Annotated in this window: 16 protein-coding genes; 1 reads left to right on the top strand and 15 read right to left on the bottom strand. The window is 34.2% G+C overall.

All coding sequences use genetic code 11. The features are described from left to right. Positions 1 to 8: 8 nt before the first annotated feature. Genes KQS_RS01675 through KQS_RS01655 form a run of 5 tightly spaced genes read right to left on the bottom strand, consistent with a single transcriptional unit; the run spans position 9 to position 6,982 of the window. Complete coding sequence (locus KQS_RS01675; protein WP_014387473.1) at positions 9 to 554, bottom strand: c-type cytochrome; 546 nt, start codon at positions 552 to 554, stop codon at positions 9 to 11. Positions 555 to 563: 9 nt separating this feature from the next. Next, positions 564 to 1,085, bottom strand: a complete 522-nt coding sequence (locus KQS_RS01670; RefSeq protein WP_014387472.1) for a DUF3341 domain-containing protein — start codon at positions 1,083 to 1,085, stop codon at positions 564 to 566. 11 nt (positions 1,086 to 1,096) lie between these two features. Further along, positions 1,097 to 2,530 (bottom strand): NrfD/PsrC family molybdoenzyme membrane anchor subunit, encoded by a 1,434-nt coding sequence (nrfD, locus tag KQS_RS01665; protein WP_041251953.1) that lies wholly within the window; start codon positions 2,528 to 2,530, stop codon positions 1,097 to 1,099. 29 nt (positions 2,531 to 2,559) lie between these two features. Beyond that, on the bottom strand, positions 2,560 to 5,616 hold the full coding sequence (locus tag KQS_RS01660) for a TAT-variant-translocated molybdopterin oxidoreductase (RefSeq protein WP_014387470.1): 3,057 nt from the start codon (positions 5,614 to 5,616) through the stop codon (positions 2,560 to 2,562). Positions 5,617 to 5,647: 31 nt separating this feature from the next. Further along, on the bottom strand, positions 5,648 to 6,982 hold the full coding sequence (locus KQS_RS01655; protein ID WP_014387469.1) for a c-type cytochrome: 1,335 nt from the start codon (positions 6,980 to 6,982) through the stop codon (positions 5,648 to 5,650). A gap of 214 nt (positions 6,983 to 7,196) precedes the next feature. On the opposite strand from KQS_RS01655, the gene KQS_RS01650 reads away from it, so the two are divergent. Further along, positions 7,197 to 7,589 carry an SPOR domain-containing protein gene (locus KQS_RS01650; protein WP_014387468.1) on the top strand — a complete coding sequence of 131 codons (393 nt, stop codon included), beginning with the start codon at positions 7,197 to 7,199 and terminating at the stop codon, positions 7,587 to 7,589. A gap of 30 nt (positions 7,590 to 7,619) precedes the next feature. Here KQS_RS01650 and KQS_RS01645 read toward each other — a convergent pair whose 3' ends face one another. The 10 genes from KQS_RS01645 to KQS_RS01600 all read right to left on the bottom strand — a co-directional run bounded on the left by KQS_RS01645 (position 7,620) and on the right by KQS_RS01600 (position 18,493). Further along, positions 7,620 to 8,369, bottom strand: coding sequence for a maleate cis-trans isomerase family protein (locus KQS_RS01645; RefSeq protein WP_014387467.1), 750 nt, complete (start codon positions 8,367 to 8,369; stop codon positions 7,620 to 7,622). Between the two features lies 1 nt (position 8,370). Next, the gene (locus KQS_RS01640) at positions 8,371 to 9,279 is read right to left on the bottom strand and encodes a fumarylacetoacetate hydrolase family protein (protein WP_014387466.1); all 909 of its coding nucleotides are present in this window, start codon (positions 9,277 to 9,279) and stop codon (positions 8,371 to 8,373) included. A gap of 55 nt (positions 9,280 to 9,334) precedes the next feature. After that, a complete protein-coding gene (locus tag KQS_RS01635) occupies positions 9,335 to 10,447 on the bottom strand; it encodes a cupin domain-containing protein (protein ID WP_014387465.1) in 1,113 nt (370 codons plus the stop codon). A 12-nt stretch (positions 10,448 to 10,459) separates the two neighbouring features. Beyond that, the gene (locus KQS_RS01630) at positions 10,460 to 11,440 is read right to left on the bottom strand and encodes a carbon-nitrogen hydrolase family protein (protein ID WP_014387464.1); all 981 of its coding nucleotides are present in this window, start codon (positions 11,438 to 11,440) and stop codon (positions 10,460 to 10,462) included. A gap of 62 nt (positions 11,441 to 11,502) precedes the next feature. Further along, positions 11,503 to 11,922, bottom strand: a complete 420-nt coding sequence (locus tag KQS_RS01625; RefSeq protein WP_014387463.1) for an acyl-CoA thioesterase — start codon at positions 11,920 to 11,922, stop codon at positions 11,503 to 11,505. Positions 11,923 to 11,943: 21 nt separating this feature from the next. Next, the gene (locus KQS_RS01620; RefSeq protein WP_041251952.1) at positions 11,944 to 13,527 is read right to left on the bottom strand and encodes an FMN-binding glutamate synthase family protein; all 1,584 of its coding nucleotides are present in this window, start codon (positions 13,525 to 13,527) and stop codon (positions 11,944 to 11,946) included. 67 nt (positions 13,528 to 13,594) lie between these two features. Continuing rightward, complete coding sequence (locus tag KQS_RS01615; protein WP_014387461.1) at positions 13,595 to 15,175, bottom strand: AMP-binding protein; 1,581 nt, start codon at positions 15,173 to 15,175, stop codon at positions 13,595 to 13,597. 56 nt (positions 15,176 to 15,231) lie between these two features. Further along, positions 15,232 to 15,546 carry a four helix bundle protein gene (locus tag KQS_RS01610; protein WP_014387460.1) on the bottom strand — a complete coding sequence of 105 codons (315 nt, stop codon included), beginning with the start codon at positions 15,544 to 15,546 and terminating at the stop codon, positions 15,232 to 15,234. A gap of 27 nt (positions 15,547 to 15,573) precedes the next feature. Continuing rightward, positions 15,574 to 17,883 carry an oxidoreductase gene (locus tag KQS_RS01605; RefSeq protein WP_014387459.1) on the bottom strand — a complete coding sequence of 770 codons (2,310 nt, stop codon included), beginning with the start codon at positions 17,881 to 17,883 and terminating at the stop codon, positions 15,574 to 15,576. A gap of 4 nt (positions 17,884 to 17,887) precedes the next feature. Next, positions 17,888 to 18,493 carry a flavin reductase family protein gene (locus KQS_RS01600; protein ID WP_014387458.1) on the bottom strand — a complete coding sequence of 202 codons (606 nt, stop codon included), beginning with the start codon at positions 18,491 to 18,493 and terminating at the stop codon, positions 17,888 to 17,890. Between the last annotated feature and the right edge of the window lie 150 nt (positions 18,494 to 18,643).

The raw sequence follows: 18,643 nt of genomic DNA, 5'->3' as shown, positions 1-18,643 counted from the left end.
ATGTAATACTATTTTAATTCTGCTTTAAGTTTTAACACGTAATCAGCCACTTGCCATCTTTCTTCTTTTGACAATTGATTTGCGTGAGAACCCATTGAGTTTAATCCATAAGTTATAACATGGAAAATACTTCCTTCTGTGATTTCTCTATCTTTATAGTTAGGCACACCAGCAAATTTTTCTCTTTTTGCTAAGTTTCCTTTACCATCACCAGCCTCACCGTGACAAATAGCACAGTAGATATTAAATAATTCTTTACCTTTATCAGAATCAATTGTTATATCTGCAGGTCTTTTTAAAGAAGCTTTAGCTAAAGCATATCCTTCTGGTGTGTTTGGAATCTCATAAGGAGTAAAGCCACGTTTAACAGTTCCTTGAGCAGGAATTAAACCTTCTTTACCTCCAGGAAATACACTATGCTCTGAGTAAGTTTCATAAGGAACTGGCTCATACATATTTGGAAAAAACTGGTAGTTTGGTTTTGACTTATCAAAACATGAAGTAGCCAATAAAGACAAACCAGCTAATGCTAATATATTTAAAACATTTCTCATATTCTCTTACTATTTTTCAATTACTTTTACTTCAACAGCTCCAGTATTTTTGAAAAAAGAAACTAATTCTTCTTCATTACCGTGCACTCCAACTTCCATTAAGAAGTGGTCGTCTGTTGTTCTAACATCTGGATTTTCAGCTTGTTTGAAAGGCCATAATTTACTTCTAAGGAAGAAAGTAATAACCATTAAGTGAGCTGCAAAAAAGACAGTTCCTTCAAACATAACAGGCACAAAAGCTGGTAAATTTTGATAAAATGCAAAACTTGGTTTACCTCCAATGTCCTGAGGCCAATCAACAATCATAATATAGTTTAACAAATTAGCATAAATTGTGAAACCAGTAATACCATACAAGAATGCACAAATTGCTAATCTAGTTGGCGCCAATCCCATAGCTTTATCCAAGCCATGTACAGGGAAAGGAGTATAAACTTCCTCAATATGATGATGTGCAGCTCTTGTTTTTTTCACTGCATCTAGTAAAATATCATCGTCGTTATAAATAGCGTGTACTACTTTATTACTCATAATCTTAAATATTAATGATGATCGTGTCCTTCATGTCCATGAGAATCGTGGTGTTCTGGTTTAGCATCACCTCTTTCTCTTTTATAATTCTCACCAGAAGATTTTAAGATAGTCTTAACCTCTGCTTGTGCAATTACAGGGAAACTTCTTGAATATAATAAAAATAATACGAAGAAGAAACCGATAGTCCCGATATAAATACCAGCATCAACAAAAGTTGGTTGGAACATTGTCCATGAAGATGGTAAATAATCTCTGTGTAATGAAGTAACAATAATTACAAATCGTTCAAACCACATTCCGATGTTTACAACAATAGAAATAATGAAAGAAAATGCAATACTTGTTCTTAACTTTTTAGACCACATAAACTGCGGAGAGAATACATTACATGTCATCATTAACCAGTAAGACCAAGCGTAAGGACCAGTAGCTCTATTTAAGAAAGCATATTGTTCATATTCTACACCTGAATACCAAGCAACGAATAACTCAGTAATATATGCACAACCTACGATTGAACCTGTAATCATAATTACAATATTCATTAACTCGATATGTTGTATAGTAATATAATCTTCTAAATTTGATACTTTTCTCATAATAATCAACAAGGTATTAACCATTGCGAATCCAGAGAAAATTGCTCCAGCAACGAAGTAAGGAGGTAAGATTGTTGTATGCCAACCTGGAATTACTGAAGTTGCGAAGTCAAATGATACAATTGTATGTACAGAAAGTACTAATGGAGTAGCTAAACCTGCTAAAACTAAAGAAACTTCTTCAAATCTTTGCCAATCTTTAGCTCTACCAGACCAACCAAAAGATAAAATTGAATAAACACGTTTTGTAAAAGGAGTAACAGCTCTATCTCGAAGCATAGCAAAGTCAGGTAATAAACCAGTCCACCAGAAAACTAATGAAACAGATAAATACGTAGAAATTGCAAATACGTCCCATAATAATGGTGAGTTAAAGTTAACCCATAGTGATCCAAATTGATTCGGAATAGGTAATACCCAGTAACCTAACCATGGACGACCCATGTGAATAATTGGGAATAGACCCGCTTGAACTACAGAGAAAATTGTCATTGCCTCCGCAGAACGGTTAATAGCCATTCTCCATTTTTGACGGAATAATAATAATACCGCTGAAATTAATGTTCCGGCGTGACCGATACCTACCCACCAAACGAAGTTAGTGATATCCCAAGCCCAACCAATTGTTTTATTTAATCCCCATGTTCCAATACCGGTAGAAATTGTATATACCATGCAACCTAATCCCCAAAGGAATGCAGCTAATGCAATTGTAAATACAGTCCACCATTGTTTATTAGCTCTACCTTCTACAGGACGAGCAACATCTACTGTTATATCGTGATAAGATTTATCACCAATAACTAGAGGTTTTCTAATGGGTGCTTCGTAATGAGACATAATCCTTTATATTGTGTTTCTGTTATTAATTATTATTTATCATTTCTTACTTTAACGTGGTAGAATACATTTGGTTTTGTACCAATATGCTCTAATAAATGATACATTCTATCAGACTCAGCTAATTGAGCCACGGCTGATTCTTTATCATTTACATCACCAAAAATCATAGCACCAGAAGTACAAGCAGCAGAACAAGCAGTTTCAAATTCATCACTCTTCACCATTCTACCTTCTTTTTTAGCTTTCAACTTCGTAGCTTGAGTCATTTGGATACACATAGAACATTTCTCCATAACCCCTCTTGAACGCACGTTTACATCTGGATTTAATACCATACGACCTAAGTCATCATTCATATGATAATTAAATTCATCATTCTTGTTATATAAGAACCAGTTGAAACGACGAACTTTATATGGACAGTTGTTAGCACAGTAACGCGTACCAACACAACGGTTATAAGCCATATGGTTTTGACCTTCACGACCATGAGAAGTTGCCGCAACTGGACAAACAGTTTCACATGGAGCATGGTTACAATGCTGACACATTACTGGTTGGAATACAACTTGTGGATTTTCTGATGGGTCTTCCATACTTGTAAAAGTAGAAATTGAACTCATTAATCCATCTGCCGCTTCTTTTTTATCAACATCACCAGCAAAAGTTTCTTCTGAAGAATAATATCTATCGATACGTAACCAATGCATATCACGACTTCTTCTTACTTCAGATTTACCAACTACTGGTACATTATTTTCAGCATGACATGCAATTACACACGCACCACAACCAGTACAAGCATTTAAATCGATTGATAAATTAAAGTGATGACCCGTACTTCTATCAAATGAAGTCCATAAATCAACTTTAGAAGCTAAAGTTTCTTTGTGATCTAAAGAAACAACAGGAAGTGGATTATACAATTCAACTTCACCAGTTTCATTAGCTTTATTGAATACAGATAAAGTAGTATCTTTAACAATATCTCCTCTACCCATTAATGTTCTTTGTAACTGAACACAAGCAAACTCATGTTCTCCTTCAGCTAAAGTAATTGAAGCTGATTGATTTGCATTAAAATTAGAATACAACGTATAAGCATTAACCCCTACTTGCATTTCTTCTTTCATTGCTTCTTTTTTACCATATCCTAGCGAAAGACCTAATGTACCAACAGCTTGACCAGGTTGAATAAATACAGGCACTTTTTCTAAAGTTACGTTTCCTACTTTAATCGTAGCATATGAACCGTTTAATCCTCCGTTAGCAACATTAAAGTTAACTAATTTAGCAGCCTCAGCATCCTTTTTAGAAATGGTTACATAATTATCCCATGATACTCTCGTAATTGGATCTGGAAACTCTTGTAACCATGGGTTATTAGCTTGCTGTCCATCACCCATTCCAACTTTGGTATACAACACTAAATCAAGTCCATTTGATTTTGCAGCAGCTAATTTATAAGCAGAAACACTAGCATTAACACCATTAGCAGTAAGAGCACCAGCCCCTACAACAGCAAAACCATCATGTAACGCTTGATTCCAAGTTTTTCCTGCTAAATTAGAAGCAGCAAATCCTTTTAAATAATCATAATATGAAGATGGATTATCTGTCCAAGCTAATAATGCTTCTTGGAATTGTTTTGTATTGAATAATGGTCTAATAGTAGGTTGAACTAAACTATAATTAGAACGTGTAATAGTTACATCACCCCATGATTCTAAGAAATGTGAAGCAGCAGCAGCAATTTTAGATTTTTTAGCTGTTTCATCCTCTTTAGTAGAGAAAGCAACTGACATTTTTACTTTTCCTAAACCAGCTACAAATTCTTTAGAATTAGGCAAAGAATAAACTGGATTAACACCATTCATAATTAATGTATGAACTTTACCAGCATTCATTTCAGCAACCAACTGATTAACAGCTTTTGCATCACCTTTTCTAATTAATTTAGCATCTGATGGATTAAATGCCTCAGATTTTAATGCAATATTAATACCTAAAACTAATAATTGAGCATCAAAATCATCTAAACCTGTTACAACAACCCCTTTTGAACCAGAAGCTTTTAACTGCTGAGCAGCTTTTGCAACATCTTTATTATTTAAACCTGTAGCAACTGAAGAACCAGTTACTGCATTATATAATTCAACTAATGCTTGTTTTTGTTTAGCAACAGTTAAAGGAATTCTTTTATCAGCACTAGCACCAGCTAATGACATGTTAGCTTCAATTTGAATATGCTTAGACATTTTTCCATTTTTAGGAATACGTCCTTTTGCATAACCAGCATCAAAACCACCACCTTGCCAATCACCTAAGAAATCAGCACCAACAGAAACAATTGTATCTGCCTTAGAAAAATCATAATTAGCTAACGCTCTAAAACCATATACAGACTGGAATGCATCTAAAGCATTTGATTCAGAAACTGCATCATAAATAACATGCTTAACGTTACCGTACTTAGCAGTTAAATCAGCAATTAATTTATCAGTAGAAGGACTTGCCATAGTGTTCGTTAAAACTACAACACTACCTCCTTTTGCTTTAGCATCAGCCAAACTAGCTTTAACTTTAGCGTTTACATCATTCCAAGAAGCATCTTTACCCTCAATTTTTGGAGATTTTAATCTCAAATTGTCGTATAAAGAAAGTACTGAAGCGTGAACTCTTGCGTTTGCCCCAGAAACTGCACCTTGTAATTTGTTATTTTCAACTTTTATTGGACGACCTTCACGTGTTTTAATCAAAACATTTGCAAAATCAAAACCATCAGCAATTGTAGTAGCATAATAATCTGCAACACCAGGAATAATTTCTTCTGGTTGTACTACATAAGGGATTGATTTAATCACTGGACCTTCACAAGCAGCTAATGAAGCTGCAGCTGTACTGAATCCAACATATTTTAAAAAGTCACGACGTGAAGTAGACGAATTAGAAAGAGATTCTTTATCTCCTAAAAATTCATCAACTGGAATTTGTTCAACAAATTCGTTGTTTTTTAGCGTCTCAACAATAGAACTATTTTCATTTAGTTCTTCAACACTTTTCCAGTATTTTTTGTTTGATGCCATTGTATATAGTTATTAGCTTCTTAAATTAATATTAATAGTGACATTTACCACATTCTAAACCACCCATGTCAGCAGCAGTTAACTTAGTTTTGCCATATTTCTTAGACAATTGAGCGTGGATTTTCTCATAGTAACCATTATCTTCAACTTTCACATTAGTTTCTCTGTGACAGTTAACACACCATCCCATAGTTAACGGTTGATCTTGTTTCATGATTTCGAATGTTTCTACTTTACCGTGACATTTTTGACACTCAATTCCTCCCACAGTAACGTGTTGAGCGTGATTGAAATAAACAAAGTCAGGTAAGTTATGAATTCTAACCCATTTTACTGGTTTAGTTTTTCCTGTATATTTTTGTGTAGAAGGATCCCAACCTACAGCATCATATAATTTTTTGATTTCCCCAGTATAGAACTCTTTAGAATAATCAACATAAGTTGAATCCTTATCACCTTGGAATTCTGAAATGTTTTTATGACAGTTCATACAAACATTTAAAGATGGAATACCAGCATTTTTAGAAACTCTTGCAGAAGAGTGGCAATATTTACAATCAATTCCATTATCACCAGCATGAATTTTATGTGAATAGTGAATAGGCTGAATTGGCTCATACCCTTGATCCACACCTATTTGCATAAAATATCCATACATATAGTAAGCAGAAATCAACAAGAATAAGATTGCTGACACCAAAACTAAAAATTGATTTTGAGCAAATGCTTTCCAAATTGGCAATGATTTTGGTTTTTCTTCAAATTCTAAGCCTTTAGAAGCAATTACGTTTTTCAATAATTTGTTTACCGTAAACAACATGAAAACTAATACTGCTAAAACTAATGCTAAAGCACCCAAAATTACAGAATTTGACAACCCACTGTTATCTACTCCTTCAGCACCCGCAACTGCACCTGCTGGTTTAGCTGCTTCTTCTTTAGGCTGCATTGTGTATGCAATGATATTATCAATATCAGCATTTGATAACTGAGGGAAAGCCGTCATAGCTACTTTACCATTCTCCTCATAAACTTTAACAGCTTTTGCATCTCCAGACTTAATTAAGTCTGCACTGTTTTTAATCCATTTGTACAACCATTCTTTGTCATACTTATCACCAACGCCCCTTAGCGCAGGACCAGTTGCCTTCGCATCTAATTTGTGACAAGCCGCACAATTGGTATTAAACAATTCTTTTCCTTTTGCAGGATCTCCTGCTCCAGCTGCTGGAGCTGCCGCTGCATCAGCCGCAGGTGCCGGAGCAGCTGCTGGTTCTTGTGCATTTACAGCAAAAGCGAAAACTAAAGTTAACGCTAACGAGAAGAAAGTTTTTGAAAACGATTTAGGGTTACCCACCTTTTTCATATTAAAATTAATTACTAACTGATTGGTATGATTTTTGAATTATTTCACACAATACAGAAACCACACTTTTTTTAAAACTCCGACAAAAATACAACATTCGAATAATTATCAAAACCTTAAATTTATCTTAAAATGTAATTTATTTTAATTCTAAATAAGGATTATGCAAATATTCCAAAATGTTCTTATAATTTTGCTTTAAACATTATTCATTATGAAGACTTTAAAAAATAATATTCAGATTTTGCTAATTATCACAACTCTATTTATTTGGCAAAATATTTTCGCTAAAACAAGAAACATTTCCGTACAGCAGGACCCAAAAATTGATCAATTATTAGCTGAAAAGAGAAAAAATAATTCTTCTATTACCATAAATGATAAATATAAAATTCAAATTTTTTTTGGCAGCATAGAAGAATCCAAAAAAACGCTTACTAGCTTTAAGAAAGACTTTAAAAACATGGATGGAACTATCATTTTTAGCAATCCTTCATATAAAGTATGGGTAGGCAGTTTTAAATCTAAAATTGAAGCAGAAAAAGCCCTTCTTTCTATCAAGAAAAAATATCCGTCTGCCAACATTATTAATCCTAACAAAAAATAAAAAAATGCGAATCAAATGATTCGCATTTTTTTAATATTTTCCACTTAATAATTCGCCACCAATTGGTGCTTTTGCTTCCAAATTGAGTTTTTTCATCATTTCATAAGTAGTACAAATAGCAGCGGATGTAACAGGTATTCCACATGCTGCCTGAATTAAATCAATTGCTTCCAAAGAAGGCATTTGTACACAAGCAGAAGCTACTAAAACGTCCACATCTGTTAAATCTAATTGTTTGTAAATTTCTAATAAATTCAATGGATTTTGAGCTGCAACTTCTAAATTATCTGGTATTTCTAAAGCAATACTCTCTTTTACTTTTATCCCTTGATGTTCTATATAATCCACAACTTTATCAGTTAAAGGGCGCATATAAGGTGTTATGATAGAAATTTGTTTCGCTCCTAACACTTTTAAACCATTTATTAATGCACCTGCAGAGGTTACAATTGGTGTTGGAAAATCATTTGCAACCGTTTCTTGATGTAAATTCACTTCTGAAACACAATGATATCCACGACCCATACTCATAATAGCAACCAAACAAGCATAACCCATTACATCAACATGAGCATCTGATAATTCTTGGGCGCATTTTAAACTCATAGCATCCATAGCTTCTAATTCTTCCTTGGTTACTTTTTTCATTCGCATTCTACTGCTATGAAACGTAAATTGTTCGGGTAAAATGGTTTCACGTGAACGGAAAATCGCCGGTATTTCGGTTTCCATCGTAACGTTTGACGAGGGAACTATTTGTCCTATTCTGTATTTTTTCATTTTAAATTTCTTTAACTGTATTTACAATAGTACCAATTCCTTCAACAGTAGCTTCTACTACATCACCATCGAACATCCATTCTTGTGGATCTCTTCCCGCCCCTACTCCAGCAGGGGTTCCTGTTGCTATAATGTCTCCAGCTTCTAAAGTAAAAACCGTACTCAAATCTTCAATTAAATCATTGATGTTAAACAACATAAATTTCGTATTCGAATTTTGCTTCTCAATTCCGTTTACTTTTAATGATAAATTCAAATTGTGTGGATTTTCAATTTCGTCTTTTGTTACTAAAACTGGACCCATAGGTGCAAAAGTATCTTGACCTTTCGACACAATCCACTGACCTTCTCTACGACAATCTCGAGCCGAAATATCGTTGATAACCGTATAACCAAACACATAATCTAAAGCCTCTTCTTTAGCCACATATTTTCCTTTTTTACTTATAATAACCGCCAATTCACATTCCCAATCCAATTGAGAAGTCAATTTTGTATTTTTAATAATTTCTGTATTCGTTGCAGTAACCGTCGTTGGAGGTTTTGAGAAAATAATTGGTTTAGCAGGTAATTTTCCTGTAGTATCCAATGACCTAGCACTTTCAGCTACATGTTCGGTATAATTCAATCCTATACCAATGATGTTTTTTCTTGGTTTTGGTATTGGTGCTAAGAACGTTACTTCCTCCATTTCATAAGCAATTTCTTCGAAGAAGTTAGCGGGTGTTTCCGAAATTAATTCTGTTATTTCAGCAATAATTTCATATCCCATATCGATTAAATCCAACATATCATTAGGCAAAGGAAAATTAGAAATCTCTCCAAAATCTTCCATATCGATAACTTGATTGTTGTATATAAAACCTAAACGTGGTTCTGAATCTTCTATTGAATAAGTAAGTAGTTTCATATTTATGCTATTAAGACGCTAAAGCGTCAACTTTTATTATTGATAATTGAATTGGTTATTGAACTTGTTGATGTCCGTTATTTTCTTCTAATACTCTTGATTGAAACAAGCCCAAGCTTTCTATTACTGGTAAATCATTGAAATTGAATAGACAAGCATCTTCAGTTTCGGACAAATTATGATGTTCATGCCATGCCCAAGAAGGCACACAGAAAATATCACGCTCTTTCCAATCGAAACGTTTTCCATTGATAATGGTATATCCTTGTCCTTTGGCACATTGGTATACAAAAGAACCGGTATGGCGGTGAGCTTTACCTTTAAAACCTGCAGGTAATAACTGCATAGCCGCACCCATAGTTTGCATTACATGACCACCCGTTAAAGGATTGGAATATTTCATAAAAATACCATCAAATGGATTTATGTCATTTACTTTTAGTGCTTCAATAAGTGCTGGATAAACTTTAGACCATGAATATTTAAATAAAGGAGAATAAGGTTTATCCCAATGCGTTTCATTTGGCACAAGTCCGGCACAACCATACGTAATTGGACTATAATTTAATGGCTTTTCAAGCGGTTGTTTACCATCATAAACGGCATAATCATTCGCTTCCAACATATTGACCAAAGGAATATCTAAACCATCTTGCCATATACAGGTTTCACCATCTTCTTCCACACCATGTTCGTGCCAAGTTGAATTAGGAGTAATGACAAAATCATTGACTTCTAACATAATTTTATTACCATCGACAACGGTGTAACCATTTTTACCTTCCATAATAAAACGCAAAGCGGAAGCCTTGTGTTTGTGTGCCGAGGTACTTTCACCAGGTCGAGTCACTTGAATACCCGTGTAGAGTAATCCGACAGCCGCACTAATATGCTTTAATTTATCATTTACCAAATAAACCACACGTCTTCCAGCTTGTTCTGGAGTTACCAATTCCGAGGATTTCAACACCAAACTACGTAAATCATCATATTTCCAAAGCATTGGTATACAATTTGCTCGAGGTTCCCAAGGCTCAATATCGTTGGCTACTGTCCATAATGCCCCCGCACCAAGTGTTTCGAGTTCTTTATAATATGCCTTTAGTTCGTCGGAATCTTGTACACGGGCACGTCCGTAAACGTCGTCTGAATATTTATTTTCTTCCATTTTATTGGTACTTTATCTTTTATTAAACTCTTCGTGATTATCAATAAATGTAATTTTTCGCGTAGGAGCTACATTTACTCTTAAATCGAAAATATCAAATCGGTTATAATGTCCTAAGATATCATGCATTTGTTTAGGTTGAATACATTTTGATAAATCAATATCAGCATATACCATTCCTTCATCATCAATTAATGGTGTTCCTATAACAGCACCGTTAGGACCTATGAAACCAGAGAAAGCTGAACTTTTTCTATCTAACAATTCATCAACATTGGGCACATCCTTTCTTAACGCATCTTTTATTTCTTGGGAAACGGTAGAACATGAAACAATTGTGAATAATTTACCTTCAAACGAATGGGCCGCTGCACGAATTTTAATAGCTTCTGCCATATCATAATCAGGAGGTGCAACTGGTAAAGAAATATAATTAGCGATATGAATTAATTCCCCTTGAGAGAGTAGCGTGAAACGTGCCAATGTATTCGTGTTTTCTCCACAAGCCAAAGTACCGATAGGTCCAACTTCCGTATTATATACTTTTAATGAAGAACCATCACCCGAAGTCCAAGTTAACTTTTCTGCCCAAGTTGGAACTAGTTTTCTATGTTTACCGATGATTACACCTTTATTATCAATAATTAAATTTGTATTATAAATTTCACCAAAACTTTTACCTCTTTCATTTATACCCATTACAATATGGATATCATATTCTTTAGCAATTAGGCATAATTTTTTAATTTCGGGTCCGGAAACATCTACAGAATTCTTATATAATTCTTCATACCATTTACTCCCTTGAACGGGCGTCATAATCCAATTCCAATAGGGATAACCTGAAATAAACACTTCAGGGAACGCGATTAATTTTGCTCCATTGTTAGCCGCTTCTTTCACAAAAGAAATGGCTTTATCTACTGTTTTTTCAACATTTAGAAAAACTGGCGCGGTTTGTACTGTAGCGGCCTTTATTTTTTTGAATTCCATTTTTTTATAATTATAAATTGAGAATTACCAATTATGAACAAAATAAGTTACTAAACTGTAATTTATAATTGATAATTCATAATTTTTGACTTTATTACTTCAGAAAAAGCTTCTGATTTAATTTCGTTTCTATCCTCAGCAATTTTAACATTGACTAAGGTTACTTCACCTTCTAATACTGTAGTATTATTATCTTTTACGAATTGAAATCCACATAAAACTGACGAATTTCTAAGTTCTTTCACCCACAGTTTTTTAGTTATAACTTCTCCTAAACGAGCAGGAGCTTTAAATTGCACTTTTAAATCTACCGTAGGGATTCCGTTGGTCTCATGCATCTTAGAAAATGGTCTATCTAAGGCTTCTTCAAACCAATCTTCAACTAAATCATTCACCATTTCTAGGAATCGTGGATAAAAAACGATTCCGGCATAATCAATATGTTTAAATTTTATTTTTTCTTGTTTAGTAAAATAACTCATTATTTCTTGATTTAATTCTTATTAAAAAGATTCCGTGGTAGCTTTTTTCCAAAAATACAAATAGGATTTAGGAACTGAATTTTCATTCAACAAACATCCTTTTTCTAATTCTGGAAAAGTTTGAGCAAATGTTTCAACTACATTACGTTCTACTCTAGTACTCACCACATCTCTTGTTACATCATCTGGATGACTTAAACCAGCAGAAGCCATTAATTCCATGGCACTTTTAACTGTTTCTTCTTGGAATCGTGCTACACGTATACTTTTTTCTTCGGGCACCAAACCTTTTGTCAACTTAGGATCTTGTGTAGCAACGCCTGTTGGACATGTATTTGCATGACATTCTAAGGCTTGAATACACCCTAATGCAAACATCATTCCTCGAGCCGAATTGCACAAATCGGCACCAATAGACAAACACCTGATAATATCAAATCCAGAAACAACTTTTCCACTGGCTATGATTTTAATTTCCTCTTTAATACCAAATCCATTTAGGCAATCATAAACAAAAGCTAAAGCATCACGTAAAGGCATGCCCACATGATCAGAATACTCGGGTGGAGCAGCTCCGGTTCCGCCTTCACCCCCATCGACTGTGATAAAATCTAAATAAGTATTGGTTGCAACCATAGCTTTACAAATTGCAATAAATTCAGATTTATTACCAATACATATTTTAATACCAATAGGTTTACCTCCCGAATGGTTACGCAATAATTTTACAAAATCCATTAATTCTAAAGGAGTTGTAAACGCACTGTGTTTTGGAGGTGAAACAATATCATTGCCTTTAGAAACTAAACGAATCGCTGCAATTTCATCGGTCACTTTTTCCTTTGGAAGAATTCCTCCGTGACCTGGTTTAGCACCTTGTGAAAATTTAATTTCAATCATTTTCACATTTTCTAACGTTGCCCTTTTTGTAAATTCTTCAACCGAAAATTTTCCGTCTGGAGTACGCGTACTAAAATAACCGGTACCAATATTCCAAACTACATCTCCACCAGGTTCTAAATGGTACGGCGACAAACCACCTTCTCCTGTATTATGATAAAAACCTCCTATTTTAGCACCTGCATTCAAAGCAAGTATAGCATTTTTACTAAGCGAACCATAACTCATGGCACTAATATTAAACATACTAGCATTATAGGGTTTAGTACATTGTGAAGATCCAATTTTTACTTTAGGATGAGCATCAACTTCATGAAAAGGAATTGCTTTGATGCTGTGATTGATCCATTCATAACCCACGTCATAAACATTTAATTGAGTTCCAAATGGCTGGGTTGATGTTTCTTTTTTACTTCTACTGTAAACCAAAGCACGTTGCAGGCGATTAAATGGTTTTCCATCGGTATCTGTTTCAATAAAATACTGACGCATTTCTGGACCTAGAGATTCCAACAAATACCGCATTCTACCCAACAAAGGAAAATTTCTTCGAATGGTTCGTTTGGATTGATACATATCAAAAAGCCCCATTGCAATTAAAGGAAGAAAGATCAACAATAAAAAGGCAAACTTCCAGTTGACATAAATTAATATTCCAGTCAATGAAAGTAAAGTTACACTACTAATTAAAAATGCTTTTCTCATTTCTATAATCAAGATTATAATTTTAATAATGAGATTCTGAAACCCGTTCAGAACGACAAAATTGTGTTTATTTTAGTTTAAATCGTTGAATTTTTCCAGTTTCTGTTTTTGGTAAAGCTTCTACAAAATGAATAATTCGAGGATATTTATAAGGAGCCGCATTTTCTTTAAACCAATGTTGAATGTGATTTTTATGCGCATCATTTGCTTTCGCAGCATCTTTCAAAACGATATGTGCACAAACCAACATTCCTCTTTCACTGTCGGGCATCCCCACAACAGCGCACTCTAAAACATCTTCATGAGTTAAAAGCACACTTTCCACTTCTATAGCGGCAATATTGTATCCTGATGAAATAATCATATCATCTCCTCGGGCTACAAAATGAAAGTAACCCTCTTCATCTTCCTTAAAAATATCACCTGTAATATTCCAGCCGTTTTCAACATATTCCTTTTGTTTATCCTCTCTATTTAGGTACTTGCAACCTGTAATTCCTTGAACTGCCAAACGACCAGGTGTATTTTTAGCCACTTCTTTCCCGTTCTCATCAATTATTTTTGCGACATAACCTGTAATTGCTTTTCCAGTAGTTCCTGGTTTCATATTTTCTTCATTAGAAGATATAAAGATATGCAACATTTCGGTAGCACCAATTCCATCAATGATTTTGAGTCCCGTTACTTCATACCAATCTTGCCAGACTTTTAACGGCAATGTTTCCCCCGCTGATACACATTTTCTTAAGCTAGAAATATCAAAATCTTCCACTTTTGTAGTCAAAACACGCCAAGCCGTTGGTGCGGTAAAACAAATGGTAATTTTGAAATCCTGAATTGCTTTTAATAAAATATCTGGAGTTGGTTTTTCGATTAAAAAAGTAGATGCTCCAAAATAGAAAGGAAACAAAACCAAACCTCCCAAACCAAAGGTAAATCCGATAGGAGGACTACCTGTAAACACATCTTCACTGCTTGGTTGCAAAGAATACATTGGAAATGCTTCACAAATATTCAATACATCTTTATGATAATGAGCCGTCATTTTTGGCAAGCCCGTAGTTCCTGATGTAAAACCAATTAAAGCAATATCATCCGCCTTTGAATTGTAATTTATGAAATTCTTGGGTTTAGATGCCATTTTACTTTCTAAGTCACTATTTCGATAAAAGGTGGTTTTTTGCAAGTACTCACTTTTAACCAATCGCATTTCATCAGCCAAATCATGGTCGCAAATAACATGTGTAATTTCGGCACAATCAATTATTGTTTTTAATTCTTTCGCTCGTAATAAAGGCATGGTTGCTACCACAATGCCACCTGCTTTAATAATTGCAAACCAACAAGCTACCATCATGGGGTTATTGGCTGAACGCAACAAAACTCTATTCCCTGATTGTAACCCTAAATCATCAATTAAAACATGTGCGATTTGATTTGCTTTATCAAACAAATCTTGATACGTCCATGTTTCATCAAAAGTATGCATGCATATTTTAGAACCATTACCGTTTTCGATATGAAAATCTAATAATCGATAGGCACAATTAAGCTTTTCTAGACGAATGAATTGGGGTAAATCCAAAAAATTATAATTTGGTTGTAACTCTTGATTGGGTAAATTTTTATGTGCAAAATTGTCTAACATTAATTACGAATTTTAAATTATGAATTACGAATTGTTTTTTGAATAGAACCAATTATTCACAATAATTCTTCTACATCTTTTAACAAACTATCAGCTTCATCAACCGACAAATAGTTCGTATCTTTTAATAATCTAATCCAATAATGCGTTTCTCTTGCTTCTTTATATGATATAGTTAATTTTGCAAAAAAATCTTTTCCAGATTGCCCTCCAATGGCTTTTTCAATATTTACACCAATTGAAGTACCGCATCTTAAAAGCTGTTTACTTAAAATAAATTCTTTCTTTTGTTCTGATAAAAATTTAAAAACTTTTATTATTCGAACAGCAAAAGCATAACTTTTAATTTGAACGACATTGTCATTTTTCATAATTCGTAATTTTCAATTCGTAATTATTTATTTTTTATTACTCTTTGGTTTCAACGCTTTTTTCATCCCTTCCATTTGTTTTCTTTCCGAAGCTTTCAACGGATACAAATGCGATATTCCCGCTTGATAAGAAACATCAATATCATTAGCCTTAAAGTTTTCATAAGCTTGTGCGTTTCTCACAAAATAGGGATCTAGCAACAATGGTCTTCCTAGCGCAACTAAATCGGCACGTCCATTTAAAATAATAGTATTTATTTGATCAATATCTTGAATATAACCAGCAGTAATAGTAGGTATATGTATGGAATTTCGAACGGCATCAGAAAAAGGCGTTTGCCACATTCTACCCACAACTGGATTTTGATTGGCAACTGTATTTCCTGTGGAAACATTAATTACATCAGCTCCAGCCTCCTTAAACGCTTGTGCCATTACTAATACTTCATCTTCTGAAATTCCACCCTCAGCCCAATCAGCAGCAGAAATACGAACCGACATGGGTTTGTCGTTTGGAAACACAGAACGCATTTCTTTAAATACTTCTAAAGGATATTTCAATCTATTTTCAATTGTACCGCCAAATTCATCCGTTCGAATATTAGTCAAAGGAGATAAGAACGAAGCCAATAAAAATCCATGATGGGCTTGTAATTCAATCATATCAAACCCAGCTTGTTCAGCATTGATAGCTGCTTGTTTGAATTGCATTTTAACTTCAGCCATCTCTTGAACAGACATTTCTTTAGGAACCGAAAATTCTTCTTTAAAAGGTAGTGCAGAAGCAGCTACAAGTTCCCAAGGCGTATTCATGGGTTGGTTATTACCCTTCCAAGGCTCTAAAGTTGCACCCTTTCTCCCGGAATGTCCAATTTGGATTCCAATTTTAGTCTTCGAATGAGAATGCACAAATGCCGTAATTCGTTTCCATGCTTCAATTTGTTCGTGTGTATAAATTCCGGCGCAAGATTCAGTAATTCTTCCCGTTTCTGAAATAGCTGTCATTTCAGTCAAAATCAGCCCAACTCCTCCTAAAGCTCTTGACGAATAATGTTGAAAATGCCAATCATTTACTATTCCATCAACTGCTTTGTACTGTCCCATAGGCGCCATAACAATTCGGTTAGCAAATTCTAAATCTCGAAGTTTGAAAGTAGTGAAAGCGGCAGGTGTTGAATTAGATTCTGTAACTAGTTCAGAATGACAATTCATATTAAATTCTTTCAAAACTTTATCAGTAAACGATTTATCTCTTATTTGAAGATTTTCATAAGTTACTTTTTTGGAGCGAGTCATACATCCAAAGGCAAATTGGTAAAAAGGATGTTGGTTATTACGATCCATATTTTCAAACCAATCTAACGAAACTAAAGCCGCGTACTGAATCATTTCAACTGGATTTCTTCGAATTGCTTCATACTGTTGAAAAGCTGCTTGTACATTTGTAGGATTTGCAATAACCGCATCAGACAATCCAATAGCACAATCCATTGCTAATTTGGTTCCTGACCCAATAGAATAATGAGCCGTTGCTTTAGCATCACCTAATAAAACAATATTTTTATAGTACCAATTTTTATTTACCACATGTGGAAACTGTCGCCAATGCGATTTATTTGAAATCAAAGGATGACCGTCTAATTCTTCCTTAAATAATTCTTGAATTTTTGAAATAGTATCTTGTTCGTTAGTCACTTCAAACCCATGTTTTTGCCAAGTTTCATCGCTACATTCGAAAATCCAAGTACTCATTCCAGGTTCATATTGGTAACTATGAGCCACAATTACACCGTGTGGTGTAGTTCTAAAAAAATACGTGAAGGCATCTAATGGTTTCGTTGAACCCAACCAAACAAATCTATTTTTCTTCAACGTAATTTGTGTACCAAACTCTTTTTGATATTTAGTTCGAATAGCACTTCCAATTCCATCAGCGGCCAAAATAATATCCGAATCAGCAAAAACCGATTCATCTGGAATTTCAGCTTCAAAATGCAAGCTCACCCCTTCTTCCCTACATCTTTGGTGTAACAATTTCAATAGTGTTTTTCTTGAACAACCACAAAAACCGTTTCCTGCAATACTGACTTCTTCACCGTCTCGAGCAATTATGATATCATCCCAATAGGCAAAGTTGCTTCTTATTAATTCATAAGATTCCATATCGCGTTTCAGAAATTCACCTAAGGTTTCATCGGAAAAAACGACTCCAAAACCAAAACTATCATCCGGTTTATTTCGTTCATACACATCAATTTGACAATGTGGCATTGCCTTTTTGGTCAATATTGAGAAATACAGCCCGCCTGGACCTCCACCAATTACTGTTATTTTCATGTACTTAATTTCTTTTAATGGAAAATATTTCTCCTAATTTAGAATAATTTGAACCTGCTAAACGAGCTACAGGTTTATAAATATCCATGTTTATTTTTGTTCCTTCTAAGAGTACTTTTTCGTCGACATGAAAGAGTAGCACTTTACCGATTATAATGCAAGCGCCGCCATTTTTATGGTCTTCTAAAAAATAATGATGCACCATTTCACATTCTAGGGTCACTAAACATTCTTTGACACGTGGTGCTTGCACAAATACAGATGGAATAGGTGTTAATCCAGCCAAATCAAATTCACTTTCATCAGAAGGAATGGCCTGCGCAGTCGTATTCATTTTTTCCACTAAATCTTCTGTAACCATATTGACAACAAATTGTTTCGTAGCCAAAACATTATTTAGTGTATCTTTATTTTTATCTCCAGTTCGAACTGTAGAAAACATGACATGTGGAGGATCTTCTCCTACGGCATTAAAAAATGAGAAGGGAGCTAAATTATATTCACCTGTTGAACTTACAGTAGAAATCCATCCAATAGGTCTTGGTATAATTATACCGGTAAGTAATTTATAAGTATCCGAACCACATATTTTAGAGGGGTCAAATTGCATGCTGTATTGTTTTTTGTTCCTTTTCAAAAATAAAGGAAAAAAATTATAAGATGCTAATTTTTTAAGTGAATATATTATTGATTTTACAAAAATATGTTAGAATTTATAGATTTGAAATCTATAAAATAAAAAATCCCGAGAAAACTCGGG

Origin of the sequence: Flavobacterium indicum GPTSA100-9 = DSM 17447 (assembly GCF_000455605.1) — a bacterium.
Taxonomy (GTDB): domain Bacteria; phylum Bacteroidota; class Bacteroidia; order Flavobacteriales; family Flavobacteriaceae; genus Flavobacterium; species Flavobacterium indicum.
This window is presented reverse-complemented; position numbering and strand designations above follow the sequence as displayed.